Annotated in this window: 22 protein-coding genes; 12 read left to right on the top strand and 10 right to left on the bottom strand. The window is 56.1% G+C overall.

Annotated features, from left to right (window positions below):
• The first annotated feature begins 142 nt into the window (after nucleotides 1-142).
• The 3 genes from SCU88_RS09425 to SCU88_RS09435 all read left to right on the top strand — a co-directional run bounded on the left by SCU88_RS09425 (nucleotide 143) and on the right by SCU88_RS09435 (nucleotide 4,360).
• A complete protein-coding gene (locus SCU88_RS09425; RefSeq protein WP_175339851.1) occupies nucleotides 143-2,329 on the top strand; it encodes a TonB-dependent siderophore receptor in 2,187 nt (728 codons plus the stop codon).
• 65 nt (nucleotides 2,330-2,394) lie between these two features.
• Entirely contained in the window at nucleotides 2,395-2,928 is a 534-nt protein-coding gene (gene ymdB, locus SCU88_RS09430; RefSeq protein ID WP_175339852.1) for an O-acetyl-ADP-ribose deacetylase, read from the top strand.
• Nucleotides 2,870-4,360: a phospholipase D-like domain-containing protein gene (locus SCU88_RS09435; RefSeq protein ID WP_175339853.1), complete on the top strand. Its 1,491-nt coding sequence runs from the start codon at nucleotides 2,870-2,872 to the stop codon at nucleotides 4,358-4,360. Before ymdB ends, SCU88_RS09435 begins: the two co-directional genes overlap by 59 nt.
• A 37-nt stretch (nucleotides 4,361-4,397) precedes the next feature.
• Here the strand turns inward: SCU88_RS09435 and mdoC are convergent, their stop codons facing one another.
• A complete protein-coding gene (mdoC, locus tag SCU88_RS09440) occupies nucleotides 4,398-5,546 on the bottom strand; it encodes a glucans biosynthesis protein MdoC (RefSeq protein WP_138096995.1) in 1,149 nt (382 codons plus the stop codon).
• Between the two features lie 274 nt (nucleotides 5,547-5,820).
• Between mdoC and mdoG the strand changes: the two genes are divergently transcribed.
• From mdoG to SCU88_RS09460, 4 genes are all read left to right on the top strand, one after another.
• Entirely contained in the window at nucleotides 5,821-7,356 is a 1,536-nt protein-coding gene (gene mdoG / locus SCU88_RS09445; protein WP_175339979.1) for a glucans biosynthesis protein MdoG, read from the top strand.
• A complete protein-coding gene (mdoH, locus tag SCU88_RS09450; RefSeq protein WP_175339854.1) occupies nucleotides 7,349-9,880 on the top strand; it encodes a glucans biosynthesis glucosyltransferase MdoH in 2,532 nt (843 codons plus the stop codon). Before mdoG ends, mdoH begins: the two co-directional genes overlap by 8 nt.
• A gap of 74 nt (nucleotides 9,881-9,954) precedes the next feature.
• A complete protein-coding gene (locus SCU88_RS09455; protein WP_138096999.1) occupies nucleotides 9,955-10,182 on the top strand; it encodes a YceK/YidQ family lipoprotein in 228 nt (75 codons plus the stop codon).
• A 537-nt stretch (nucleotides 10,183-10,719) separates the two neighbouring features.
• A complete protein-coding gene (locus SCU88_RS09460; RefSeq protein ID WP_175339855.1) occupies nucleotides 10,720-10,953 on the top strand; it encodes a SymE family type I addiction module toxin in 234 nt (77 codons plus the stop codon).
• A 17-nt stretch (nucleotides 10,954-10,970) separates the two neighbouring features.
• Here the strand turns inward: SCU88_RS09460 and SCU88_RS09465 are convergent, their stop codons facing one another.
• Together SCU88_RS09465 and SCU88_RS09470 are read right to left on the bottom strand one after the other, a co-directional pair.
• The gene (locus SCU88_RS09465; RefSeq protein ID WP_138097001.1) at nucleotides 10,971-11,333 is read right to left on the bottom strand and encodes a MysB family protein; all 363 of its coding nucleotides are present in this window, start codon (nucleotides 11,331-11,333) and stop codon (nucleotides 10,971-10,973) included.
• A gap of 141 nt (nucleotides 11,334-11,474) precedes the next feature.
• The gene (locus SCU88_RS09470; RefSeq protein WP_138097003.1) at nucleotides 11,475-12,395 is read right to left on the bottom strand and encodes a Kdo(2)-lipid IV(A) acyltransferase; all 921 of its coding nucleotides are present in this window, start codon (nucleotides 12,393-12,395) and stop codon (nucleotides 11,475-11,477) included.
• 229 nt (nucleotides 12,396-12,624) lie between these two features.
• On the opposite strand from SCU88_RS09470, the gene SCU88_RS09475 reads away from it, so the two are divergent.
• Complete coding sequence (locus tag SCU88_RS09475) at nucleotides 12,625-13,674, top strand: rhodanese-related sulfurtransferase (RefSeq protein WP_138097005.1); 1,050 nt, start codon at nucleotides 12,625-12,627, stop codon at nucleotides 13,672-13,674.
• A 34-nt stretch (nucleotides 13,675-13,708) separates the two neighbouring features.
• Here the strand turns inward: SCU88_RS09475 and SCU88_RS09480 are convergent, their stop codons facing one another.
• Nucleotides 13,709-14,281: a YceI family protein gene (locus SCU88_RS09480; protein ID WP_175339980.1), complete on the bottom strand. Its 573-nt coding sequence runs from the start codon at nucleotides 14,279-14,281 to the stop codon at nucleotides 13,709-13,711.
• A gap of 15 nt (nucleotides 14,282-14,296) precedes the next feature.
• Nucleotides 14,297-14,851 carry a cytochrome b/b6 domain-containing protein gene (locus SCU88_RS09485; protein ID WP_175339856.1) on the bottom strand — a complete coding sequence of 185 codons (555 nt, stop codon included), beginning with the start codon at nucleotides 14,849-14,851 and terminating at the stop codon, nucleotides 14,297-14,299.
• Between the two features lie 681 nt (nucleotides 14,852-15,532).
• Between SCU88_RS09485 and proP the strand changes: the two genes are divergently transcribed.
• A complete protein-coding gene (gene proP / locus SCU88_RS09490; RefSeq protein ID WP_138097009.1) occupies nucleotides 15,533-16,999 on the top strand; it encodes a glycine betaine/L-proline transporter ProP in 1,467 nt (488 codons plus the stop codon).
• Nucleotides 17,000-17,013: 14 nt separating this feature from the next.
• Here proP and solA read toward each other — a convergent pair whose 3' ends face one another.
• From solA to SCU88_RS09515, 5 genes are all read right to left on the bottom strand, one after another.
• Complete coding sequence (solA, locus tag SCU88_RS09495; RefSeq protein WP_138097011.1) at nucleotides 17,014-18,129, bottom strand: N-methyl-L-tryptophan oxidase; 1,116 nt, start codon at nucleotides 18,127-18,129, stop codon at nucleotides 17,014-17,016.
• A 115-nt stretch (nucleotides 18,130-18,244) separates the two neighbouring features.
• Nucleotides 18,245-18,499 carry a biofilm formation regulator BssS gene (gene bssS / locus SCU88_RS09500; RefSeq protein ID WP_138097013.1) on the bottom strand — a complete coding sequence of 85 codons (255 nt, stop codon included), beginning with the start codon at nucleotides 18,497-18,499 and terminating at the stop codon, nucleotides 18,245-18,247.
• Nucleotides 18,500-18,775: 276 nt separating this feature from the next.
• Nucleotides 18,776-19,021, bottom strand: a complete 246-nt coding sequence (gene dinI / locus SCU88_RS09505) for a DNA damage-inducible protein I (RefSeq protein ID WP_138097015.1) — start codon at nucleotides 19,019-19,021, stop codon at nucleotides 18,776-18,778.
• Between the two features lie 86 nt (nucleotides 19,022-19,107).
• Nucleotides 19,108-20,154: a dihydroorotase gene (gene pyrC / locus SCU88_RS09510; RefSeq protein WP_175339857.1), complete on the bottom strand. Its 1,047-nt coding sequence runs from the start codon at nucleotides 20,152-20,154 to the stop codon at nucleotides 19,108-19,110.
• 123 nt (nucleotides 20,155-20,277) lie between these two features.
• The gene (locus tag SCU88_RS09515; protein ID WP_138097019.1) at nucleotides 20,278-20,838 is read right to left on the bottom strand and encodes a lipoprotein; all 561 of its coding nucleotides are present in this window, start codon (nucleotides 20,836-20,838) and stop codon (nucleotides 20,278-20,280) included.
• A 196-nt stretch (nucleotides 20,839-21,034) separates the two neighbouring features.
• On the opposite strand from SCU88_RS09515, the gene SCU88_RS09520 reads away from it, so the two are divergent.
• From SCU88_RS09520 to SCU88_RS09530, 3 genes are all read left to right on the top strand, one after another.
• Nucleotides 21,035-21,895, top strand: a complete 861-nt coding sequence (locus SCU88_RS09520) for a VOC family protein (RefSeq protein WP_168198805.1) — start codon at nucleotides 21,035-21,037, stop codon at nucleotides 21,893-21,895.
• 135 nt (nucleotides 21,896-22,030) lie between these two features.
• Complete coding sequence (gene rimJ / locus SCU88_RS09525) at nucleotides 22,031-22,615, top strand: ribosomal protein S5-alanine N-acetyltransferase (protein ID WP_138097023.1); 585 nt, start codon at nucleotides 22,031-22,033, stop codon at nucleotides 22,613-22,615.
• 21 nt (nucleotides 22,616-22,636) lie between these two features.
• On the top strand, nucleotides 22,637-23,284 hold the full coding sequence (locus tag SCU88_RS09530) for a DUF480 domain-containing protein (RefSeq protein WP_175339858.1): 648 nt from the start codon (nucleotides 22,637-22,639) through the stop codon (nucleotides 23,282-23,284).
• The last annotated feature ends 3 nt before the right edge of the window (nucleotides 23,285-23,287 follow it).

Genomic DNA, 23,287 nt, shown 5'->3' on the forward strand with positions numbered 1-23,287 from the left:
CCCCATATTTTCATCAGGTTATTTAGTCGTCGGTCAGGCACCTGATATGAAAAACCGCTTGCAATGCGTGTCAACACATCGATAATCGCAGCTATAAATGATAAGCATTATTATTTGATTTCTTGTTCAGGGATATTCCGTTATGCGTCTTGATACTCCGCAGGCTCCGGGCCTGCGCCCCCGCTTGCTGGCGGTGCTGATGAGTGCCGCCCTCTGCCCGGCCATGGCTGCTGAAACCGCACCGGCAAAAACCGACGACACCATTACCGTGACCGCCACGCCGGAAAGCGACTTTACCCCGGGCGGCGACCAGCTGGTACCGGCGTATCTGGATGGTCAGGTGGCCAACGGCGGGCGTCTGGGGATCCTCGGCGAGCAGGATGCGCGTAACGTTCCCTTTAACGTGATTAGCTATACCTCGAAGATGCTGCGCGATAAGCAGGCCCAGACCCTGAGCGATGTGATGGCTAACGATGCCAGCGTTCAGAACGTGGCGGGCTACGGTAACTTCGGCGAATCCTTCCGTATTCGCGGCTTCGACCTTACCAGCGACGATATCGCCTACGGTGGTTTGTACGGCGTACTGCCGCGTCAGGTGATCAGTATGGAGCTGGCGGAGCGGGTCGAGGTGATCAAAGGCTCTACCGCCTTTCTTAACGGCGTGCCGCCGGGCGGCAGCGGGGTGGGGGGCTCCATTAACCTGGAGCCGAAACATGCTGACAGCGAGCCGCTGAACCGGCTGAGCGTGGATTACAGTAGCGACTCCCGGGTGGGCGGCGCAATCGATGCCGGGCGTCGCTTCGGCGATAACGATCAGTACGGCGTGCGGGTCAATGTACTGCACCGGGAAGGGGAGACCGCGGTCGATGACGAAAAATCGCGTATGACCCTGGCCACCGTCGGTCTGGACTATAAAGGCGATCGCTTTCGCAGCTCGCTGGATGCCGGCTGGGAAAAGTCGACCATGCACAATGGCCGCATCGGTGTTGGTATCGGCCAGGCGACCGAAGCGCCCAACGTACCGGATAACCGCACCAACTACAGCCAGCCGTGGGTTTATAGCGATATGGCCTCGCGTTTCGCCATGTGGCGCGGTGAATATGACCTGACGCCGGACTGGACGGTCTACAGCGCCTTTGGCGGTAGCCATACCGACGAACGCGGCGCCTACAGTTCCCCTAAGCTGGTGGATAACGCGGGCAATGCCACCATGTCGCGCCTGAGCACTCGCTATAAGGCGGATACTTTCTCGGGCATGATGGGGGTGCGCGGCAAATTTGAAACCGGCTTTGTAAAGCATAATGTCAACCTGGGCTATTCCGGGGTTTACCGCAAGGCCCGCTCTGCCTGGACCATGTCCGGCGCTTACGACACCAATATTTATGACCCGATCTCTATCCCGAACCCGGAAACGCTGTATACCGGCGGCGATATGAATCACCCGGCAGTCACCGCCCGCACCCGCAGTACCGGGTTATCTGTCTCCGATACCCTGTCGGTGCTCGACGATCGGCTGCTGCTGACCCTGGGGGCGCGCCGTCAGGATGTGATGGTGCGTAACTATTCGGCGGCCGGGGTGGAAGAGAGCGGTGCCGCCTTCGATGCCATGAAGGTGACTCCGGTTTACGGGCTGGTGGTGAAGCCCTGGGAAGAGGTTTCCTTCTATGCCAACCATATCGAGTCGCTACAGCCGGGATCGACGGCGCCGAACGATGCGACTAATTCCGGGCAGGTGTCGGGTATCGTTACCGCAAAGCAGAACGAGGTGGGGGTGAAGCTGGACTATGGCCGTATCGGCGGCAGCCTGGCGCTGTTTGAAATTAAGCAGCCGGTGGGGATGATGGACAGCAACAGCTACTACAGCCTGTACGGCGAACAGCGTAACCGCGGGGTGGAGCTGAACGTCTTCGGCGAGCCGGTCTACGGCCTGCGGGTGATGGGCAGCGCGGTGTTTATCGACCCGGAACTGACCAAAACTAAAGATGGCGCTAACAACGGCAACGACGCGGTCGGCACGCCGCGCTGGCAGTGGCGTCTGGGCGGCGAGTGGGACATTCCTGGCGAGGAAAACCTGACCGCTACCGGCACCCTGTATCGCACCGGCGGCCAGTATGCTAATGCCGATAACAGCGTGAAACTTAATGGCTGGACCCGACTCGACCTTGGTATGCGCTACAGTATGAAGGTGAATGAGCAGCAGATCGTCTGGCGTGCCGGGGTAGAAAACGTGACCAACGAGAAATACTGGGCATCGGTGGATAATTCCGGTACCTATATTGTTCAGGGCGAGCCACGAACGGTGAAAGTGTCGATGTCCGTCGACTTCTGATCCCCACACCCCGGCCTGGCCGGGGTTTTTCGTTGTTGGGCATCGCCGAATAAAAGGAGGTCGCAATGCAGCACCGAATTGAAATTATCCAGGGAGATATCACACAGGTTAACGCAGAGGCCATTGTTAATGCGGCTAATTCATCGCTGATGGGCGGTGGCGGCGTGGATGGCGCCATTCACCGCGCAGCCGGACCGGAATTGTTATCCGAGTGTCGCGAGGTGCGTCAGCGTCATGGCGAATGCCCCACCGGGCAGGCGGTGATTACCGGCGCCGGGAAACTGCCAGCCAGCGCCGTGGTCCATGCCGTGGGGCCGGTCTGGCATGGCGGTGAAGCGGGAGAGGCGGAACTGCTGGCCAGCGCTTATCGCAACAGCCTGCAACTGGTGAGTGATAACAGCCTGCGCAGCGTGGCCTTCCCCAATATCAGCACCGGCGTATACGGTTATCCGAAGGCCCTGGCGGCAGAGGTGGCATGGCGTGCCGTGAGCGATTTTCTCAGAACACATCCGCTACCGGAGCAGGTATACTTCGTCTGCTATGACGAAGAAAATACCCGACTTTACCAACGTCTGCTGGCAGAAACCGCCAGCGAGTGACGATCACGCCACCCGTCTTGGACGCGCAGTCGCGCCCGAGGCGGCCCGCCATGAAGGGCTGAGCGGTATCCATCCGCTGGATAACAGCCTGGACGCCTTTGCCGCGCGCTACACCCTGGCTGGGGTGGCGGAGCGGACCCTGGATGTCCAGTACTATATCTGGGAGGACGATATGTCCGGGCGCCTGCTGTTCGGGGCGCTGCTGGCGGCGGCGAGCCGCGGCGTGCGGGTGCGTATCCTGCTGGATGACAATAATACCCCAGGGATGGACGGCATTCTGATGCTGCTGGATGCCCACCCGAATATTGACGTCCGGCTGTTTAATCCCTTCTCGTTTCGCAGGCTGCGCTTTTTGGGCTATCTCACCGATTTTGCCCGCCTGAACCGGCGGATGCATAACAAGAGTTTTACGGTGGATGGCGAAGTGAGCATCGTCGGCGGACGCAATATAGGCGACGCCTATTTTGGCGCTGGCGACCAGCCGCTGTTTACCGATCTCGACGTGATGGCCACCGGGCCGGTGGTGGCTGATGTGTGCGACGATTTCCAGCGCTACTGGGAATCGGCCGCGGTAGCGCCGCTTTCCCGGGTGCTGGAGGTGAACGAAGGCGAAATTTCACGCCGCGTGCAACTGCCTCCGGACTGGCTTGAAAACCCGATGGCGCAGCGCTATCTGGAACGGCTGCGCACCAGCCGTTTTGTGGCGCAGCTGGAGTCCGGCGAGTTGAATATGCTGTGGGCGAAGACCCGGCTGCTCAGCGACGATCCGCGTAAAGGCGAAGGGAAAGTACGGCTACGCGGCCTGCTGGGCGTACGCCTGATGCGGGTGGTGGGAGAACCGCGCGAGCAGTTCGATATTATCTCTCCCTATTTTGTGCCCACCCGCTCCGGGGTGGCGCATCTGCTGACCCTGGTTCGCAAGGGGGTCAGAATCGCTATTCTGACCAATTCGCTGGCGGCCAACGATGTGGCCATGGTGCATGCGGGCTATGCACGCTGGCGCAAAAAGCTGCTGCGCCACGGCGTGGCGCTGTATGAGCTAAAGCCTCAGCAGCATTCCGGGCGCGCCACGCCCCACGACCGGGGGCTGACCGGGAACTCGGGATCCAGCCTGCACGCCAAAACCTTTAGCGTGGATGGCGAAAAGGTGTTTATCGGCTCCTTTAACTTTGATCCGCGCTCGGCGCTGCTCAATACCGAAATGGGATTTGTCATTGAGTGCGAAACCCTGGCGAAACTGGGCCATGAGCGTTTTATCCGCAGCCGCCGCCACAGCGCCTGGGAGCTACGTCTGGACAGGCGCGGGCGTATCAACTGGGTGGAGCAGGAGGGCGAGCGGGAAGTGGTCTGGCGTAAAGAGCCGCAGACCAGCTTCTGGAAGCGTTTGGTGGTGCGGATCACCGCCCGGCTGCCGGTGGAATGGCTGCTGTAATCAAAAACGCCCGGCGCTGAACCGGGCGTTTTGGGTTTTAGCGGGCGCCACTGGTGGCGGGCTCCGCTTTCTTTTTCTGCGGTTTTCCTGAAAACAGGAAGCGCAGAAGCGGCACTCTCAGGTGCAGCTCGTAGAGCAGGGTCGCAATTACCATCACAAAGGCCAGACCCACCACAAACCCCAGAGTATTGGAGCGGATATGCGGCATGATATAAGCGCCGAAAAACAGCGTTAGCGGATGATGCACCAGGTAAATAAACAGCGAGGCGTTAACAAAGTAGGTGACCCGCGGCGAGTGGAAGTTCAGCAGCCGGTGTCCCAGCGAGAACACCACATTGGTCATCCACAGCCCCATCAGCATGGTGATTACCGCTTCTCTTTCATACATCCAGCCTTCGCCGCTGCCGTAGTGCTGGTTAGCCACATAGGCGATAAAGGCCAGCAGTGAACCGACATAGCAGGCCGGGGAGGGGGTGATAAAGCGGGCTTTCAGCGTCGGATACTTAAAGGCGACGGCGCCCAGGATAAAGAACGGCAGATACATCAGCGTCTGCATCACCGCGAAGTTAAACAGCCCGTCGCTGAGGACAGGCGGCCAGAGGATTAGTAGCAAACGGCGTAGCGCCGCCCAGCCGATCCCTAATCCCAGGAAAATAACGCTCAGCGACAGTAGCGAGAAGTTTCTCTCTCTGACTGGCGCCTGTTTCATTTTTTGAAACAGAATAAGACCAATCGTGGTTAATATCGTCAGCACCAGCAAAAACCAAAGGTGCGAAATCAATTCCCAGACCAGCGTATTATATTTTTGGTAACCGCTAAGCTGTGACCAGTTTGGCTCTCTGGCGCCGACAAATTGCAACATCAAAAATTGCGGCAGGGTTAGCAGCGGAATGGCGGTTAACATCGGAATGCCCACACGTTCGACCCGCACTTTCCACCAGTGACCGGGGCTGTAGCGCAGATAGAGCATCCAGGAAAAATAACCCGAGATAACAAAGAAAACTTGCATGCGGAAGGCATGGATAAAATCGTTAAACAGAGTGAGCCAGTCAGAGGCCTCTGCGCTGTTAACATGCCACTGGTGGCTTGAATAGAGGAGGGAGACATGAAACGGAATCCCCAGTAACATCAGCCAGGCCCTGATCGAATCAAGGAAAAATTCGCGTTGTGCCGGTGGGTTGCTCATAACACTCCTGAGTAATATAAGACTTTTCGCCTTATCCTTAAGACGACTACGGATTACATTTGGCTGCTAACCCTACACTAACGCAGCCTGACTGTCTCCAGGAGAAGCACGGAAAGCGTAATCACTTGACTTATATTCGCTTAAACCCTGAACCGCCAGTATGAACCTGATGGGGATATGGTTGTCGGAAAGTTGAAGTATCCATTAGAATGGATTGGATTGACATTAGCACACAAAGGGGGATGTGCTGACTTTTATGAAAAATAAACCAGAAATGAAGAAACTGCGCTGGTTGGGTGCTGCTGTAATGTTGTCCCTGTATGCCAATTCGGTATGGGCTTTTTCTATTGATGACGTTGCGAAACAGGCTAAGTCTCTGGCAGGTAAAAGCTACGAGGCGCCAAAAAGCAACCTGCCTTCCGCGTTCCGCGACATGAAGTATGCGGACTACCAGCAGATCCAGTTCAATCACGATAAAGCGTATTGGAATAAGCTTAAGACCCCATTCAAGCTCGAATTCTATCATCAGGGGATGTACTTCGACACGCCGGTGACGATCAACGAAGTGACCGCCACGGCCGTGAACAAGATCAAGTACAACCCGGATTACTTCACGTTCGGTAACGTGAAGCACGACAAAGACACCGTTAAGGATCTTGGCTTCGCGGGCTTTAAAGTGCTCTACCCGATCAACAGCAAAGATAAGAACGACGAAATTGTCAGCATGCTCGGGGCCAGCTACTTCCGCGTTATCGGCAAAGGCCAGGTGTATGGTCTTTCCGCCCGCGGCCTGGCCATCGATACCGCTCTGCCTTCCGGCGAAGAGTTCCCGCGTTTCCGCGAATTCTGGATCGAGCGGCCGCAGCCGAAAGCCAACTGGCTGGTGGTCTACGCGCTGCTGGATTCTCCGCGCGCCACCGGCGCCTATCGCTTTATTATTCGTCCGGGCGAAGAGAGTAAAATCGATGTGCAGGCCAAGATCTACCTGCGCGACAAGGTCGGCAAACTGGGCGTAGCGCCGCTGACCAGTATGTTCCTGTTCGGGGCTAACCAGCCATCGCCGACCACCAACTATCGCCCGGAAATGCATGATTCCGACGGTCTGTCGATCCATGCCGGTAATGATGAGTGGATCTGGCGTCCGCTGAATAACCCGAAACGTCTGGCGGTCAGTACCTACAGCACCGAAAACCCGAAAGGCTTTGGTCTGCTGCAGCGCACCCGCGACTTCTCCCGCTATGAGGATCTGGACGATCGTTACGATCTGCGTCCCAGCGCCTGGGTTCAGCCGGAAGGCAACTGGGGTAAAGGTCGGATAGAGCTGGTCGAAATTCCGACCAACGACGAAACCAACGATAACGTTGTCGCCTTCTGGACGCCGGAGCAACTGCCGGAGCCGGGTAAGGAGATGAACTACAAGTACTCCATTCTGATGACCCGCGATGAAGGCAAACTGCACGATCCGAAGATTGCCTGGGTGCAGCAGACCCGCCGCTCTACCGGTGATGTGAAGCAGGCTAATCTGATTCGCCAGCCTGACGGTACCGTGGCCTTCGTGGTGGACTTCACCGGCGAAGAGATGAAGAAAATGGCGGCGGATACCCCGATTACCGCTCAGGCCAGCATTGGCGACAATGGTGAAATCGTCGAAAACAACGTGCGCTACAACCCGGTCACTAAAGGCTGGCGTTTGACGCTGCGCGTGAAGGTAAAAGACGAGAAGAAGACCACCGATATGCGCGCTGCGCTGGTTAACGGTGATAAGACCCTGAGTGAAACCTGGAGCTACCAGCTACCCGCCAATGAATAAACTGACGACACAAGACTATGTGGAGGCGCTTGGTCTGCCTGCGGAGCAGCAGGCCCGGCTGCCCACAACGGACGTGCGTGAGGTGCACCAGGCGCTGGACGCCGAAGCGCATCGCTATCCGCGTGAGGATGATTCTCCCCTGGGCTCGGTCAGAGCCCGTCTGGAGCATCAGTGGCCGGATTCCGTCGGCAACGGGCAGCTCGTTGATGATGCCGAAGGGCGCGCCGAGCTACAGGCTATGCCGAAGATTAAGCGTTCATCCATGGTGCCCGAACCCTGGCGTACCAACCCGATCGGCCGCTTCTGGGATCGCCTGCTTGGGCGTAATCTGTCGCCGCGCCATCATGCGATGTCCAAAGAGGAGCAGGCCAATGAGCAGAAGTGGCGTACCGTCGGCACCATCCGTCGTTACATCCTGCTGCTGCTGACGCTGTCCCAGACCGCCGTTGCCACCTGGTACATGAAGACTATCCTTCCTTATCAGGGCTGGGCGCTGATCAACCCCGCCGATATGGTGGGGCAGGATCTGTGGATCTCCTTTATGCAACTGCTGCCTTACGTCCTGCAGAGCGGCATCCTGATTCTGTTCGCCATTCTGTTCTGTTGGGTTTCGGCCGGGTTCTGGACCGCGCTGATGGGCTTCCTGCAGTTGCTGATTGGCAAGGATAAATACAGTATTTCAGCCTCGACGGTGGGGGACGAAGCGCTTAATCCCGAACACCGCACTGCGCTGGTCATGCCTATCTGTAATGAGGACGTCAGCCGCGTCTTTGCCGGGCTGCGTGCCACCTGGGAGTCGGTTAAGGCGACCGGGCAGCATAAGCATTTCGATATCTACATTCTGAGCGATAGCTACGACCCCGACATCTGCGTGGCCGAACAGAAGGCCTGGATGGAGCTGATTGCCGAAGTGCAGGGTGAAGGGCAGATCTTCTATCGTCGCCGCCGTCGCCGTATGAAGCGCAAGAGCGGCAACATCGACGATTTCTGTCGCCGCTGGGGCAGCCAGTACAGCTATATGGTGGTGCTGGACGCCGACTCGGTGATGACCGGCGAGTGTCTGACGCAGCTGGTGCGTCTGATGGAAGCCAACCCCAACGCCGGGATTATTCAGTCCGCCCCGCGCGCATCCGGGATGGATACTCTCTACGCGCGCTGCCAACAGTTCGCCACCCGGGTTTATGGTCCGCTGTTTACCGCCGGTCTGCACTTCTGGCAGCTCGGTGAGTCCCACTACTGGGGCCATAACGCCATTATCCGCGTCAAACCCTTTATCGAGCACTGCGCGCTGGCGCCGCTGCCGGGCGAGGGTTCTTTTGCAGGATCGATTCTGTCGCACGACTTTGTGGAAGCCGCGCTGATGCGCCGTGCAGGCTGGGGCGTGTGGATAGCCTACGATCTGCCGGGCTCCTATGAGGAGCTACCGCCGAACCTGCTGGACGAACTGAAACGCGATCGCCGCTGGTGTCACGGCAACCTGATGAACTTCCGCCTGTTCCTGGTGAAGGGGATGCACCCGGTGCATCGTGCGGTGTTCCTGACGGGGGTTATGTCCTATCTGTCGGCGCCGCTGTGGTTTATGTTCCTGGCGCTCTCCACCGCGCTTCAGGTGGTGCACGCCCTGACTGAGCCGCAATACTTCCTGCAACCGCGACAGTTGTTCCCGGTCTGGCCCCAGTGGCGTCCGGAACTGGCGATTGCGCTGTTTGCCTCGACTATGGTGTTGCTGTTCCTGCCGAAGCTGCTGAGCGTTATCCTGATCTGGTGCAAGGGCTCGAAGGAGTTTGGCGGCTTTATTCGCGTAACGCTGTCGCTGTTGCTCGAAGTGCTGTTCTCCGTGCTGCTGGCGCCGGTGCGCATGCTGTTCCACACCGTATTCGTGGTCAGCGCTTTCCTGGGTTGGGAAGTGGTCTGGAATTCGCCGCAGCGTGACGATGACTCCACCCCCTGGGGCGAAGCCTTTATGCGTCACGGCTCTCAGTTGCTGCTGGGTCTGGTATGGGCTGCCGGCATGGCGTGGCTCGACCTGCGTTTCCTGTTCTGGCTGGCGCCAATTGTCTTCTCGCTGATTTTGTCGCCGTTTGTATCGGTGCTCTCCAGCCGGGCGACCATCGGACTGCGCACCAAACGCTGGAAGCTGTTCCTGATCCCGGAAGAGTATTCCCCGCCGCAGGTGTTGGTGGATACCGAAAAGTATCTGGCGCTCAATCGCTCGCGGGTGCTGGATGACGGCTTTATCCACGCGGTGTTTAACCCGGCCCTGAATGCACTCTCCTGCGCCATGGCGACGGCCCGTCACCGTGCCAGCCAGGTACTGGAAATTGCCCGGGATCGCCACGTAGAGCAGGCGCTTAATGAAACACCTGACAAGCTGAACCGCGACCGTCGCCTGGTGCTGCTGAGCGACCCGGTGACCATGACGCGGATGCACTATCGCGTCTGGGCGAACCCGGATCGCTACTCTTCCTGGGTGCAGCTTTATCAGTCGGTAACGTTAAATCCTGAGACGCTTAAGGCTCAGTGATAAGGAATATGCCGGCGGTAACGCCGGCTTTTTTTTTGCCCGGGACGGGCGCGGACGTCTAAAGAGGATAGCCGTTGAGAATTATCTTTGTCATTATTGCCGCTCTGCTTTTGAGCGGCTGCGGCAGTATTATCAGCCGTACGATACCGGGGCAGGGCAACGGAAATCAGTACTACCCCGGTGTACAGTGGGATTTGCGCGACTCGCCGTGGCGCTATGTGACGGTGCTTGACCTGCCGTTTTCGCTGGTCTTCGATACCCTGTTGCTGCCGATAGATAGCCATCACGGGCCTTACGAGTAATTTCTTTCTCCCTTCCGGTGAACGGGTCAGGGGAATACTCCCTCTCCCTTCCAGGGAGAGGGCCGGGGTGAGGGTGACAGGCAGCTCCGGCGCCTGGTAGTCAATATCATTGATGCTCTGTTTCAGAATAAAAGAGGCGGAATATGGGGCGGTAGTGGGCTGTTCCGTTCACTTTGCGCGACTGCTTCTCTGTTGATTCACCGGTTCCGAAACTGACATATAAAAAATAACCTTAAAGTGAACGGAACCTTCATCAGCGTGACATATTCCGCCTGAAAACAGCACCGCAGTAATAATATTCCCCGTCAATGAAATAATACTGAAAACATACAGAATTATTGCAAGACAGGTTCAGCAATAAAATATTCAGGCCACCACTGTGATTTATTACAGGGTAAAATATCGGCAGCGATTTTTATTCATGAGAGGAGAAAAACAGCAAAACACAATTAATTATAGAGACTTATACAGACGCGACCCGCCAGTGCACGAACACTGACAGGCCGCTAACCACAACCAACTAACAAGGAGTTGATTATGGCTGATACCCATCATAAGCCACGCCCCGCTATTTCCAAAACGCAACGCAACCTGACCGTCGGATATATCAGCCCGCGTCACGAAAATAGCCTGACCTGCAAAACAACTTACTACGACCGCCGCCCCAGCCTGCATCTGAAAGGCTGCCGGCTGGGTGAAGCCGGGTTTGAAATCGGCTGTCCGGTTAAGGTGACCATTGAGGCGGGCAGAATCATTATCTGCCCCGGCTAAACGCGATAAACCGTCACTCAGCGCTCGTCCCACTCGTCCGCCGCGGCTTCCCCCTCTTCGGTATCCAGCGGCGGTTCGAGCTGGAACTCGCCCTCGTCCCATTCATGCAGGGTGTTCTCTTCCTGCCACTCCTCTTCGATTTCAATATCTTCATAGTCACCATCGAAGACCTCCTGGGCCGCCTCTGCGCTAAACAGCGGCAGGCATTCTCCCTCTTCCTCTTCGGTAGCGAAGAATTCGGCCAGCCACATAACGTCGCCATCCTGCAGAATATATTTCTGCAGGGCCAGTTGCTGGACGGGGGTATCTTCACCGTTGGTGGCAATAAACTCTTCGCGTGCGGCGTCGATGGCTTCTTCAAGCGTGGTGTACATTGACATAGCGTGCTCCCTGAGTTGACCTGATTTCTGGAAAGAATAGACGAACTGTGGCGCAGCAGAAAATATCGTGGAAAAAAAATTAGCAGGTTTAGATCGACGTGGGATTCAGGCGCCCGGGAGTGCCCCGGGCGCAGGATATGACTAATAGCGGGAAGGAACCCCTTCCGGGCGGGTCTTAAAGCGGCGGTGTAACCACATATATTGGTCGGGAGCCATCATAATGCAGCGCTCGACCACCTTGTTCATCCAGGCTGCGGTGGCTTCCGCGCTTTCCAGCGGCGGATCGTTTTCCGGCTCCAGCATAATCAGCTCATAGCCTTTGCCGTTCGGCTTGCGGCGCGGCACAAAGGGGACGATACAGGCCTTAGAGGTGCGGGCCAGCATCCAGGTGCCAGAAGTCGTGGCGGCCTGATCCACCGCGAAGAAAGGCACGAAGACGCTGGTACGTGGGCCGTAGTCATGATCCGGGGCATACCAGACCACCTCACCGCCTTTCAGCGCCCTGATCATCCCTTTCAGGTCTTTTCGGTCGATCATGTCTTTGTTGGAGCGCATTCGCCCCCAGGTCTGTAACCAGTCGAGCACCGGGTTATCGTTGGGACGATAGACGCCAATGCCCGGCTCCTGCATGCCAAACATCCGGGCTCCTAACTCCAGGGTCAGAAAGTGAACTCCGATCAGCAAAATGCCTTTTTTCCGGGCGTGTAGCTCTTTTACTGGCCCCATGCCTGAAACCTCTGACCAGCGGGCGATACGCCAGTCAGGCCAGAACCAGGCCATACCCGTTTCCAGAACCCCCATACCCACGGATTCGAAATTCTGCCGTACCAGGCGCTGGCGCTCTGCTTCCGACATCTCGGGGAAGCACAGCTCAAGGTTACGATGGGCAATCTGCGCCCGACGTTTAATCAACTTCATCGACAGCCAGCCGAGCAGACGGCCGATACGCCAGATAACCGGGTAGGGAAGCAGTACCACCAGCCAGAGTACGCCGATACCCAACCAGGTGAGCCAGTATCGGGGGTGCAGCAGGGCGCGGGAAAATTGTGGTAAATGAGTCATGAAAATTCCATCAACTAATGGCAACGCCACGAAGAGCTATATTGTGACATTTATTTGTGTCACCGCCAAAACCGCAAGCACCGGGTGGCTGAACTCTCGCCATATTTGGCGCAGGCGGCATCATATTGTGTGCAGAATGTAGCGTAAAATGTGTGGATGTAAATTGGCCGCTGTTGCTATATGATGCCGCGCCACAGATAAGCGTTTACCGATTGCAGGAAAAAACACCATGCCAGTGTTACATAACCGAATCAGTAACGAGGAGTTGAAAGCGCGCATGCTGGCTGAAAGCGAACCGCGCATCACCATCTCGTTCTATAAATATTTTACTATCGACGATCCCAAAGCGACCCGTGATGCGCTGTATCAGGCGCTGACGGCCCTTAAGGTCTTTGGTCGGGTCTATCTGGCCCATGAGGGTATCAATGCGCAAATCAGCGTGCCCCAGAGCCGGGTGGAGTCCTTGCGCCAGACGCTGTACGGTTTTCACCCAGCGCTGGACGGCCTGCGTCTGAATATCGCGCTGGACGATGACGGCAAATCGTTCTGGGTGCTGCGCATGAAGGTGCGCGAGCGCATCGTGGCGGATGGTATTGAGGATCCCAACTTCGATCCTTCGAACGTGGGTGAGTACCTGACCGCCGACGGCGTTAACGCCATGCTGGACGATCCCGACGCGCTGTTTATCGATATGCGTAATCACTATGAGTACGAAGTCGGTCACTTTGAGCGGGCGCTGGAGATCCCGGCCGATACTTTCCGCGAACAGCTACCGAAAGCGGTAGAGATGATGGAGCCTCACCGCGAGAAAAAGATTGTGATGTACTGCACCGGCGGTATTCGCTGTGAAAAGGCCAGCGCCTGGATGCGGCATAACGGCTTTAAGCAGGTGTATCATATTGAGGGCGGCATTATTGAATATGCGCGTCGGGCCAGGGAACAGGGGTTGCCGGTGCGTTTTGTGGGTAAGAACTTTGTGTTCGATGAACGTCTTGGTGAGCGGATTACTGAAGATGTTATCGCCCATTGCCACCAGTGTGGTACCCCCTGTGACAGCCACACCAACTGTAAAAACGACGGCTGTCACCTGCTGTTTATTCAGTGTCCTCGCTGTGCGGAGCAGTATCAGGGCTGCTGCAGCGAACTCTGTCGTGATGAACTGCAACTGTCGCCGGAAGAGCAACGCCAGCGTCGGGCAAAGCGTGAAAATGGAATGAAGATCTTTAACAAGTCGCGCGGACGGCTGAATACCCTGACCGGTATTCCCGATCCCGACTAAGGAAATCGCCCCGCCGCCCGGCGGGGCTGGGGAATTACTGACGAACCCCTTCCACGGAGATAATCAGATCCACTTCCTGAGAGGCCGGACCCAGATCTTTGGTGATATTGAAGTCTTTCAGGCGAATTTTCCCTTCCGCTTCAAAGCCTGCGCGATAGCCGCCCCAGGGATCGTCCCCCTGGCCCAGCAGTTTTGCTTCCAGGGTTACCGGCTTAGTGACGCCGTTCAGCGTCAGATTACCGGTGATGTCCAGTTCGTCGCCATCTTTCTTCACTTCCGTTGAGGTGAAAGTGGCCTGCGGGAATTTCCCTGTGTTCAGGAAATCGGCGCTGCGCAGATGCTTATCGCGTTCGGCGTGGTTGGTGTCCAGGCTATTGGTATTGATGGTAACATTCACTTTATCGGCGGCAGGGTTCTTTTCATCGAAGGTAAAGCCGCCGTCGAAGTCTTTAAAGGTTCCGTACAGCCAGCTGTAGCCAAGGTGCTGGATTCGGAAGTTGATAAAGGCGTGCTGCCCCTCTTTATCGATCTTGTAGTCCGCGGCCAGCGCCGGGGCGCTGGTGAACATCATGGCGCCAAGGGTCAGTCCCAGCAGGCATTTTTTCATCATTTCACTCCATAGTTAACGTGACGTTTTGCCCAGCATGCGCCAGAGCGTAACGTCTTTATCAATTAAGTGGTGCTTTAATGCGGCCAGCCCATGAGCGAGGGAGAGTAATACCACGCCCCAGGCGAGCCACAGGTGAATATCTCCTGCCAGATCGGCCTGCTCGCCCGCGCCGCTCAGCGTGGCGGGAACCTCAAACCAGCCGAAAACGTTAATGGGCTTACCATCGGCGGTAGAGATCAGATAGCCAGTAAAGATAATGGCGAACAGACCAAGATAGAGCAGCAGGTGCGCCACCGCCGCACTAACGCGGGTAAAGCGCGAATAACTGTCAAGTGGGGGAGGCGGTGGTGATATCCAGCGCCAGACTACGCGGGCCAGCATAACCAGCAGCAGCATAATGCCGATACTTTTATGCAGTTCAGGCGCCTTATGGTACCAGCCGTCGTAATAACCCAGCGTGACCATCCACAGACCTAAGCCAAACATGCCATAGACCGTTAACGCCACCAGCCAGTGGAACAGGAGCGCAAGATGCCCGTAGCGCGATGGTGAATTACGCCATTGCATATCAGAATTGCCAAAATAATTATCGGTAGCGCTAAATGTGTCCTGGAAAATTACTATCTGCAACAAAAAAATAACGTCAGGGAATAGTATTTTTATGATATTCAAAAAATATGAAAAAGAAATGCCATTTATTATCAATAATGCAGAATTAATGGTGTGCTATCAATGGTGATGAGATGTACTGCAATGAAAAATAACAATTTATTCTAATTTTTTGAATCATCAAATAATTTTTCTGAAAAAGATGATATGCTATTGTTTGTCAATAAGTGTCAATCTCATACGCTATTTCAGGGTTAAATAAGCAACCCGGGTGATACTCTTTTCCATTATCACCGATGGTAAATCACCTTATGGATAGTTGTATTATTCACCATAGCGCTATCCCGTACTGTAATTTTATTGGTGTTTTTCACTATAAAAACGTCATCTTATTGATGTTTATTGCTGCAATATGTCGCAAATGGTAGTGATAAAAGTCGCAAATTTGATTGCAGTTAGATTTTTGTGTAAATTAAAGTTATGTAAGTCGGGCGGCATGCTACAGATAGCCCCCCGATTTTTCTCTGCGTTATAGCTTTCACACCCTGCGTGGCGCCTGTTGGCGGAGTACCACGCGCAACAAGGACGAGAAAGCTATGATGCCGTCAGCATAATCAGGTCATTATCTGAGGGATATTCATGAGTAATCATTCGGAAAAACAACAGGCCCAGCGCCATAGTTTCTGGCGCAAGCGTCAGAAGAAAACGCTATCGGTCGATGATATTACGATTGTCGATCAGCAGATGCTTAAGCGCGCCGTTGGCGCCGCTGCCCTGGGTAACGCCATGGAGTGGTTTGATTTTGGCGTTTACAGTTTCCTGGCCGTCACCATCGGTAAGGTCTTCTTTCCCGGCGGCAGCCCGGCGGTTCAGCTTATTGCCACCTTTGGCGCTTTTGCCGCCGCCTTCCTGGTTCGTCCGCTGGGCGGCATGGTATTTGGACCGCTGGGGGATCGTATTGGTCGCCAGAAGGTACTGGCTTTCACCATGATCATGATGGCGATAGGGACCTTCTGTATCGGCCTGATCCCCGGTTACGACCAGATAGGGATTGCGGCACCGCTGCTGTTGCTGGTGGCGCGTCTGGTTCAGGGGTTCTCTACCGGCGGTGAATACGGCGGTGCGGCGACTTTTATTGCGGAATACTCCACCGATAAGCGGCGTGGTTTTATGGGCAGTTGGCTGGAGTTTGGTACGCTGTCTGGCTATCTGCTGGGGGCGATACTGGTCACTGGCATGACCGCGCTGTTGACCCAGCAGCAGCTTATGAGCTGGGGCTGGCGTATTCCATTCTTTATCGCCGGGCCGTTGGGGCTGTTCGGGCTCTACATCCGTCTGAAGCTTGAAGAGACGCCGGCCTTCCAGAAGCATATGGAAAAACAGGAGGCGCTGGAGCACAGCAAACCGCAGATTGGTCTGTGGGAGATGCTGTCACGTTACCGCATCCAGATGCTGAGATGTGTTGGCCTGGTGCTGGTGTTTAACGTCTCTAACTATATGTTGACGTCATACATGCCCAGCTATCTGACCAGCGTGCTGGGAATGAGCGAGCTGAGCGGCCTGATGCTGGTGATGGTGGTCATGTTTATTATGATGCCGCTGACCCTGGCTTCGGGGTACTGGAATGACAGGCTTGGCCGTCGTCCGGTGATTATGTGCGGCGCCATCGGCCTTATCGTGCTGGCGATTCCGGCGCTGTGGCTGATTGGTAGCGGCTCGATGTCGGCCATCTTCCTGGGGCTGGTGATCCTGGGCGTACTGCACACCTGCTTTAGCGGCACCATGCCGGCCACTCTGCCTGCGCTATTTACCACCGAAGTGCGTTACAGCGCGCTGGCCATTGGCTTTAACCTGTCGGTCTCGCTGTTTGGCGGCACCACGCCGCTGCTGACCAGCTGGCTGGTGGAAAAGACCGGTAACGTGATGATTCCGGCCTGGTATCTGATGGGGGCTGGCGTTATCGGGGTGATCACCGCTTTCTTTATGCGTGAAACCGCGCGTAAGCCGCTGCACGGGTCGGCGCCTGCGGTGGGGAGTGAAGAAGAGGCGCATCGCCTGGTGCAGAAGCTGGAACGTCAGGCAGAGAATCTGCCGGCCAGTCAATAAGCCGGCAGAGGGGGTCAGCTAAAGCGGCTAAGTCGGAAAGGGGTGAGATCGAAGGGCGATGGGTTACCGCGGGCAAAATCGCAGGCGATCTCGCCCAGTACGCTGGCGAACTTAAAGCCGTGTCCGCTCAAACCGGTAATCACCATGGCTTCCGGCATATCCGGTAGCCTGTCGATGATAAAATCCTCGTCCGGGGAGTTATCGTAAGTACAGGCTGCGCCGTGCAGACAGACGCCCACGCCGGGAAGAATCTGGCGCAGAAAGCTGAATACCTCGCTGCCGTCGCCGGGCAGGGCACCGAACGGCTGACGCTGGTCAGGCGAGTCGATAAGCTGTCCGCCGTTGTGTTTACCGATTTTCAGTTCGTTATTTTCGGCGGGGAAGCCGTAGAACTGATCGCCATTGGGCAGCTCGCCGGTAAAGGCCGGGAAGTGATTTTCTGCGCTGTAGCGGCCATCGGCCTGGTGCCAGGCGAAGATTTTACGTACTGGCGTGACGGGCAGATTGGGCACCAGACGTTTAACCCAGGTACCAGCGCTAATCAGTATTCTGGGGGCGCTGTATGTGCCGTCGATAGTTTCCACTTCAACGCCACCCTCACAGCGGCGTATCTCCGTGACCGGGCAGTTAAAGAGCTGAGCACATCCCGCCTCACGGGCAAGGCGAATCCAGGCCGTAATCGCCGTTTCGCAGTACAGCACGCCTGAGTTGGGTTCGAACAGTCCCAGATAGTCGTCCGGTACGGCAACCTGCGGCCAGCGGGTTACTAATGCCTGAGCATCAAGCTTTTCCAGCGGCAGCTTCCACTGTGCTGCACTCTGCTCGACGTTATGCATAAAATCGGAGCTGGCAGGGCCCAGATTCAGCACCCCGGTACGAGCGAAGATGCGCTCGCCGCTCTCTTTATGTAACTCATCCCACAGCTCCTGGGCCCGCAGGACCAGCGGCAGGTACTTTTCGCCTTCGCCGTAAGCGTGGCGAATCAGGCGGGTGGCGCCGTGATGGCTGCCTTCGTCATGGGGAGGATGGGCGCTGTCCGTCATTAAGACCCGCAGACCGGCACGGGTGGCGTACCAGCCAGCGGCGGCGCCTGTCGAACCGCTCCCGACGATGATTAAATCGTAATCCATGCTGCTCTCTCTATTGTGGTGCTATCACTGCAGGGTAATTAACCTGTTGATAACACACAAGCCCGAAAAATAAAAAAGGCGCCGTGTCGGCGCCTTGCAATGATTTATTTTTGATTTAGTGCTTAAGATGGTCATTCACCGGGTATTCCCCCGATTCGATTTTGGCTATTCCCGCCTCGAGAATAGAAATAAACTGGCGGGCAACATCGGTGGTTAACCAAAGGGTCTGGCCAACTTCAGTTTCGTCCGGCTGAGCTTGATTCGCGGTCAGGTAGTGCAGGCGTAACATCAGAGCATCGTAACTGTCTACGGTGCTGATATCCCATCCGACAAGGGGATGAGTCTGAATTACTTCGTTATTTTTTTCCATGATACCCCCTTAATACGTGTTTGTAGCAACGGACTGTGAGGATCAATGCATATTTTATTCGTGAAGCAGTATCATTATATCAAAAAACAACCAGTACTGCAGTCTGAATAAAAATTAAGATTACTGATTGCGCTTTTTTTGATTAATACGAGCAATAAATCATCGTTTCGATGGGAATGGGATTAAAATTTCAGAGAGTATTCTTAAGAAACGTAACGGAGGGAAAAAAGCCGGGCGGCGAATCCCGGCAAAATAGCACAAAGAAAGAGAGGGGCGTCAGGCGGAGTAAAACCAGTCGTCGGCGCTTTCCCAGGTTTCCTGCAGAATGTCGCGAATGCGTTCTTTATCATCCGACGAGCCGCCAATGACGGAGAGATTATTGCTGGCGGCATAGCGCACCAGAATCTGCCCCGGGCTTTCGGGAAAGGCATTTTCAATACGACGCGAGAATTCGCCGCTAAGCGCGTCGAGAGCGCCGGGCGGCAACACCGTGGTCCTGGCAATGGTCACTTCAATACGCATAAAAAAATCCCCTGTTGGTGATGCTGTATATATATACAGTTAAGCCGTACGACTTGCAACAGGGGAATGACGATTATCGTCAGCCGTTAGCGTTTAACCGACCAGGCCAGGGTCTCACCCGCCAGGAAAGGGATTAAAGCATCATCGCTAAGGGCAATACTTTCCGGCATCTGTTGCGGTTCACGCACCAGTTCAATGGTCTCTTCATTGACCGGCAACCCATAGAAGCGTGGGCCATTGAGCGAACAGAAGGCTTCCAGATGCGCCAGCGCGTCCAGCTCTTCAAACACCGTGGCGTAGGCGCCCATAGCTGCCGGGGCGTTAAAACAGCCTGCGCAGCCGCAGCAGGCCTCTTTACGGTGGCGGGGATGTGGCGCGGAGTCAGTCCCCAGGAAGACGCGATCGCAGCCGCTGGCGACCAGCTCGCGCAGAGCCTGTTGATGCACGTTGCGCTTGAGGATCGGCAGGCAGTAGAGGTGCGGGCGCACGCCGCCGACCAGCATATGATTACGGTTAAACATCAGATGCTGAGGCGTAATGGTGGCCGCCAGCCGCTCGTTGCCGTCGCGTACATACCAGGCTGCTTCCTGGGTAGTGATATGCTCGAACACCACTTTCAGGCCGGGCAGACGCTGGCGCAGCGGTTCCATCACGGTTTCAATAAAGCGCGCTTCACGGTCGAAAATATCGATATCGGCATGGGTGACTTCACCGTGTACCAACAGAGGCATACCGATTTTTTCCATCCGCTCCAGTACCGGCATAATGGCATCAATGCTGGTGACGCCGTGGCTGGAGTTGGTGGTCGCGTTGGCCGGGTAGAGTTTGGCTGCGGTAAAGACGCCCGCTTTCATACCGCGCTCCAGCTCATCCGGATCGAGGGAATCGGTCAGATAGCAGGTCATCAGCGGCTCAAAGTGGTGATTGGCGGGAACGGCGTCCAGAATGCGCTGGCGATAGGCCTGGGCGGCTTCTACCGTGGTTACCGGCGGGACCAGGTTGGGCATCACAATCGCCCGGCCAAAGGTGGCGCTGGTCCAGGGAACCACGGTCTGCAGCATTTCGCCATCGCGCAGGTGAAGGTGCCAGTCATCGGGGCGGCGGATTTTTAAAACCTGGATCTGTTCGGTCATGGAGGTGCTCCGGCTAAAGGGAATCGGTCGGGTGGGGCCTGATTATGCCGGGCACTAAGGATAAGCGGAAACGTTTTCCTTTGCACCCCCCGGCGTAAAATTTTCCGGGGGGGCGGGGGAGGATTAATCCGTGAAGGGGATGATTATCTCGCCGGGTTTCACTTCAATGCCTTTGGCGTATTTCTTCGCCATGGCTTCGCCTTTACTGTTGTCTTCGCGCAAAACGTAGGCCGGTTTCTGGTTAAAGTAGCTACGCAGCGACTGATTCAGATAGGGAACGATAGTCTGGAGTACCGACTCCATCTTTTTCGGTTCGATGGTCGTGTCCACCACTTCCATTTCACGCAGGTAAATAGCGCCCTGTTCCGCATTGAAGAAGGGTTGCGCTTTCAGGGTAAGCTTCATGGTGGCTTTCTGATTACCGAACAGCGAACTCATATCCAACTGGGCATCCCCGGTCAGGGTGACCTTATTGGGTTCTTCACGGCCAATCTGGCTGGCCAGATTGGTCAGTACGATATGGGCATCGGCCACGCCGGGCACACCAATATCTTTGGAGAAATCATTGCGCTTCGCCAGCGCCTGGTTAATCTCCTGTTCGCTGATAGTATAAGACGTGAGCTGGTTACATCCTGCCAGCAGGCCGCCAATCACCAGCGCCGCGGCCATTACAAACTTTTTCATAGCATTCCTCTTTTGCATGCCGGATCCTCAGATCCTGACACAAAGCAGCATCCTGCACCAGCGGGAAGATAACCAGCAGAAAAAACTGAAAACTCCCCGGCGGGCAGAGGACGATGAGGGCTGGCGGATTGATTTGCGTCTGTTTGGCCATCCGCCATGCACTATAGTAATGGTTAGGCTGGCGAGGAGGGGAAAGATGAACAAAATAGTTCCCTGTCTGTGGCTACAGGAACGGGCGCAGGAGGCGGTCAGTTTCTGGCTACAGGCGTTTGAAAACGGCCATGAGCGGATGCGTAACTACTACCCGGACGATCGTCATCTCCCCCGGGGAACGGTGATGACCGTCGATTTTAGTCTCTGGGACTGTGAGCTCCTGGCGCTTAACGGCGATGCGAAAATGCCGTTTTCCCCTGCCCAGTTTCTGCGTGTCGACTGCAGCTCTCGCGAGCGGCTTGAGCGACTGTGGGCGGCGCTAAGCGAAGGCGGAAGCGAACTGATGGCGCTGGACAGCTACCCGTTCAGCGACTGTTTTGGCTGGCTGGCGGATCCCTTCGGCCTTAACTGGCAGCTACGGCTGGCGGATCGTGATGAGATAGCGCCCGGAATGATGTTCTGCGATGCGCTATATGGTCGGGGAAATGAGGCGATTGCCGCCTGGGGAAACGCCCTGGCCCCCTGTGAGAGGGAGGAGGCGATCCTCAATCCGGACGGTACGCTCCAGCAGTCGCGCTTTCTGCTGTGTGGCCAGCCTTTCCTGTTACAGGAAAACGATCATTCCCACGATTTTGTGCTGTCCAGCGCCTTTTCGCTGTGCGTCTGGTGTGACAGCCAGAATGAGATCGACAGGCTGTGGCGGATTCTGGGCGAGGGGGGACAGGAGATCGCCTGCGGTTGGCTGCGCGATGCCTTCGGTCAGTGTTGGCAGATTCTGCCGCGGGAGCTGCCGATGCTGCTGGACGGGCGCCAGCAGCATAAAGCGTATCAGGTGATGCAAGCGCTGTACCCGATGAAGAAGATCGATCTTCAGCAACTGCACGATGCCTGGTTGAACGCCTGAATGACGCAAAGGGAGAGCGAACGCAAAAAAGGGCATGTTGCTGTTTTCACGCGGGTTACCGGACGTTTATAGTAAGAGAATCTGAGCCGGATGACCAAAGCGACGAACATAAGAGATAAGGAGACAGGGAATAAGATGTTTGGCTACCGTAGTCATGTCCCGAAAGCGCGACTCACGACAGAGCGTCTGGTTGTGCGGCTGGTCCATGCCAGAGACGCATGGCGACTGGCCGACTATTACGCGGAAAATCGCCAGTTTCTTAAGCCCTGGGAGCCGGTGCGCGATGAAAGTCACTGTTATCCTTCAGGCTGGCAGCCGCGTTTAGCGATGATCGAAGAGCTGCACCGTCAGGGCAGCGCCTTCTATTTTGCCCTGCTGGATCCCGACGAACATGAGATCCGCGGCGTGGCTAACTTCTCTAATGTGGTGCGCGGCTCGTTCCATGCCTGCTATCTGGGCTATTCGCTGGGTGAGAAATGGCAGGGGCAGGGGATCATGTTCGAGGCGCTGACCTCCGCCATTCGTTATATGCAGCGCACCCAGCATATTCATCGTATTATGGCTAACTACATGCCTCACAATCAGCGCAGTGGCGCGCTGCTCGCCCGGTTGGGATTCAAAAAAGAGGGCTATGCCCACGACTATCTGTTGATTAACGGCGTCTGGCGCGATCACGTGCTAACGGCGCTGACGACCCCATCATGGGTCCCCGGCCGCTAAAGCTTGCTCAAAGGAGAGAAGATGAAGTATCAGTTCAGCCCGCTTCAGGCCCGTCTGATTGGCTGCCTGTTGGAAAAGCAGGTCACCACCCCGGATCAATACCCTATGTCCCTTAATGGCGTTGTCGTTGCCTGTAATCAGAAAACCAACCGCGATCCGGTGATGAACCTTTCCAACATTGACGTCCAGGAGACCCTGGATGAGCTGGTCAAACGCCACTACGTCAGCACCCAAAGCGGTTTCGGCAGTCGGGTGACCAAATATGAGCAGCGTTTTTGCAATTCGGCCTTTGGCGATCTGAAACTTTCCACGGCGGAGGTGGCGCTGGTGACGACGCTGTTGCTGCGCGGCGCTCAGACGCCGGGTGAGCTGCGTAGCCGCTGTGCCCGAATGCATGAGTTCGCCGATATGACGGAACTGGAAAATACCCTGGAAAGACTGGCTCAGCGCGATGACGGCCCCTTTGTGGCACGTTTGCCCCGGGAGGCGGGCAAACGCGAAAGCCGCTATATGCATCTGTTCTGCGGTGAAGTGGCGGCAGCGGAGCCGGAAATCGCTGAACCGCAGGCCAGTGCTCCTGGTCTGACGCAGCGTGTGGAACAGCTGGAGCAGGAAGTGGCGGAGCTTAAAGCGCGTCTCGATTCTCTGCTGGCGCACCTGGGAGACTAAGCG

Origin of the sequence: Jejuibacter sp. L23 (assembly GCF_050815825.1) — a bacterium.
Classification (GTDB): Bacteria; Pseudomonadota; Gammaproteobacteria; order Enterobacterales; family Enterobacteriaceae; genus Jejubacter; species Jejubacter calystegiae.

Excerpts from the sequence above, each read along its gene's own strand:
- solA (WP_138097011.1), bottom strand. The coding sequence starts at position 18,129 with ATGGATTACGATTTAATCATCGTCGGGAGCGGTTCGACAGGCGCCGCC.
- SCU88_RS09480 (WP_175339980.1), bottom strand. The coding sequence starts at position 14,281 with ATGAAAAAATGCCTGCTGGGACTGACCCTTGGCGCCATGATGTTCACC.
- SCU88_RS09460 (WP_175339855.1), top strand. The coding sequence starts at position 10,720 with ATGGCTGATACCCATCATAAGCCACGCCCCGCTATTTCCAAAACGCAA.
- SCU88_RS09470 (WP_138097003.1), bottom strand. The coding sequence starts at position 12,395 with ATGACTCATTTACCACAATTTTCCCGCGCCCTGCTGCACCCCCGATAC.
- dinI (WP_138097015.1), bottom strand. The coding sequence starts at position 19,021 with ATGCGTATTGAAGTGACCATTGCCAGGACCACGGTGTTGCCGCCCGGC.
- SCU88_RS09425 (WP_175339851.1), top strand. The coding sequence starts at position 143 with ATGCGTCTTGATACTCCGCAGGCTCCGGGCCTGCGCCCCCGCTTGCTG.
- mdoC (WP_138096995.1), bottom strand. The coding sequence starts at position 5,546 with ATGAGCAACCCACCGGCACAACGCGAATTTTTCCTTGATTCGATCAGG.
- rimJ (WP_138097023.1), top strand. The coding sequence starts at position 22,031 with ATGTTTGGCTACCGTAGTCATGTCCCGAAAGCGCGACTCACGACAGAG.
- mdoH (WP_175339854.1), top strand. The coding sequence starts at position 7,349 with ATGAATAAACTGACGACACAAGACTATGTGGAGGCGCTTGGTCTGCCT.
- proP (WP_138097009.1), top strand. The coding sequence starts at position 15,533 with ATGAGTAATCATTCGGAAAAACAACAGGCCCAGCGCCATAGTTTCTGG.
- SCU88_RS09465 (WP_138097001.1), bottom strand. The coding sequence starts at position 11,333 with ATGTCAATGTACACCACGCTTGAAGAAGCCATCGACGCCGCACGCGAA.
- SCU88_RS09435 (WP_175339853.1), top strand. The coding sequence starts at position 2,870 with ATGACGAAGAAAATACCCGACTTTACCAACGTCTGCTGGCAGAAACCG.
- ymdB (WP_175339852.1), top strand. The coding sequence starts at position 2,395 with ATGCAGCACCGAATTGAAATTATCCAGGGAGATATCACACAGGTTAAC.
- bssS (WP_138097013.1), bottom strand. The coding sequence starts at position 18,499 with ATGGAAAAAAATAACGAAGTAATTCAGACTCATCCCCTTGTCGGATGG.
- SCU88_RS09515 (WP_138097019.1), bottom strand. The coding sequence starts at position 20,838 with ATGAAAAAGTTTGTAATGGCCGCGGCGCTGGTGATTGGCGGCCTGCTG.
- mdoG (WP_175339979.1), top strand. The coding sequence starts at position 5,821 with ATGAAGAAACTGCGCTGGTTGGGTGCTGCTGTAATGTTGTCCCTGTAT.
- SCU88_RS09520 (WP_168198805.1), top strand. The coding sequence starts at position 21,035 with ATGAACAAAATAGTTCCCTGTCTGTGGCTACAGGAACGGGCGCAGGAG.
- SCU88_RS09475 (WP_138097005.1), top strand. The coding sequence starts at position 12,625 with ATGCCAGTGTTACATAACCGAATCAGTAACGAGGAGTTGAAAGCGCGC.
- SCU88_RS09485 (WP_175339856.1), bottom strand. The coding sequence starts at position 14,851 with ATGCAATGGCGTAATTCACCATCGCGCTACGGGCATCTTGCGCTCCTG.
- pyrC (WP_175339857.1), bottom strand. The coding sequence starts at position 20,154 with ATGACCGAACAGATCCAGGTTTTAAAAATCCGCCGCCCCGATGACTGG.
- SCU88_RS09530 (WP_175339858.1), top strand. The coding sequence starts at position 22,637 with ATGAAGTATCAGTTCAGCCCGCTTCAGGCCCGTCTGATTGGCTGCCTG.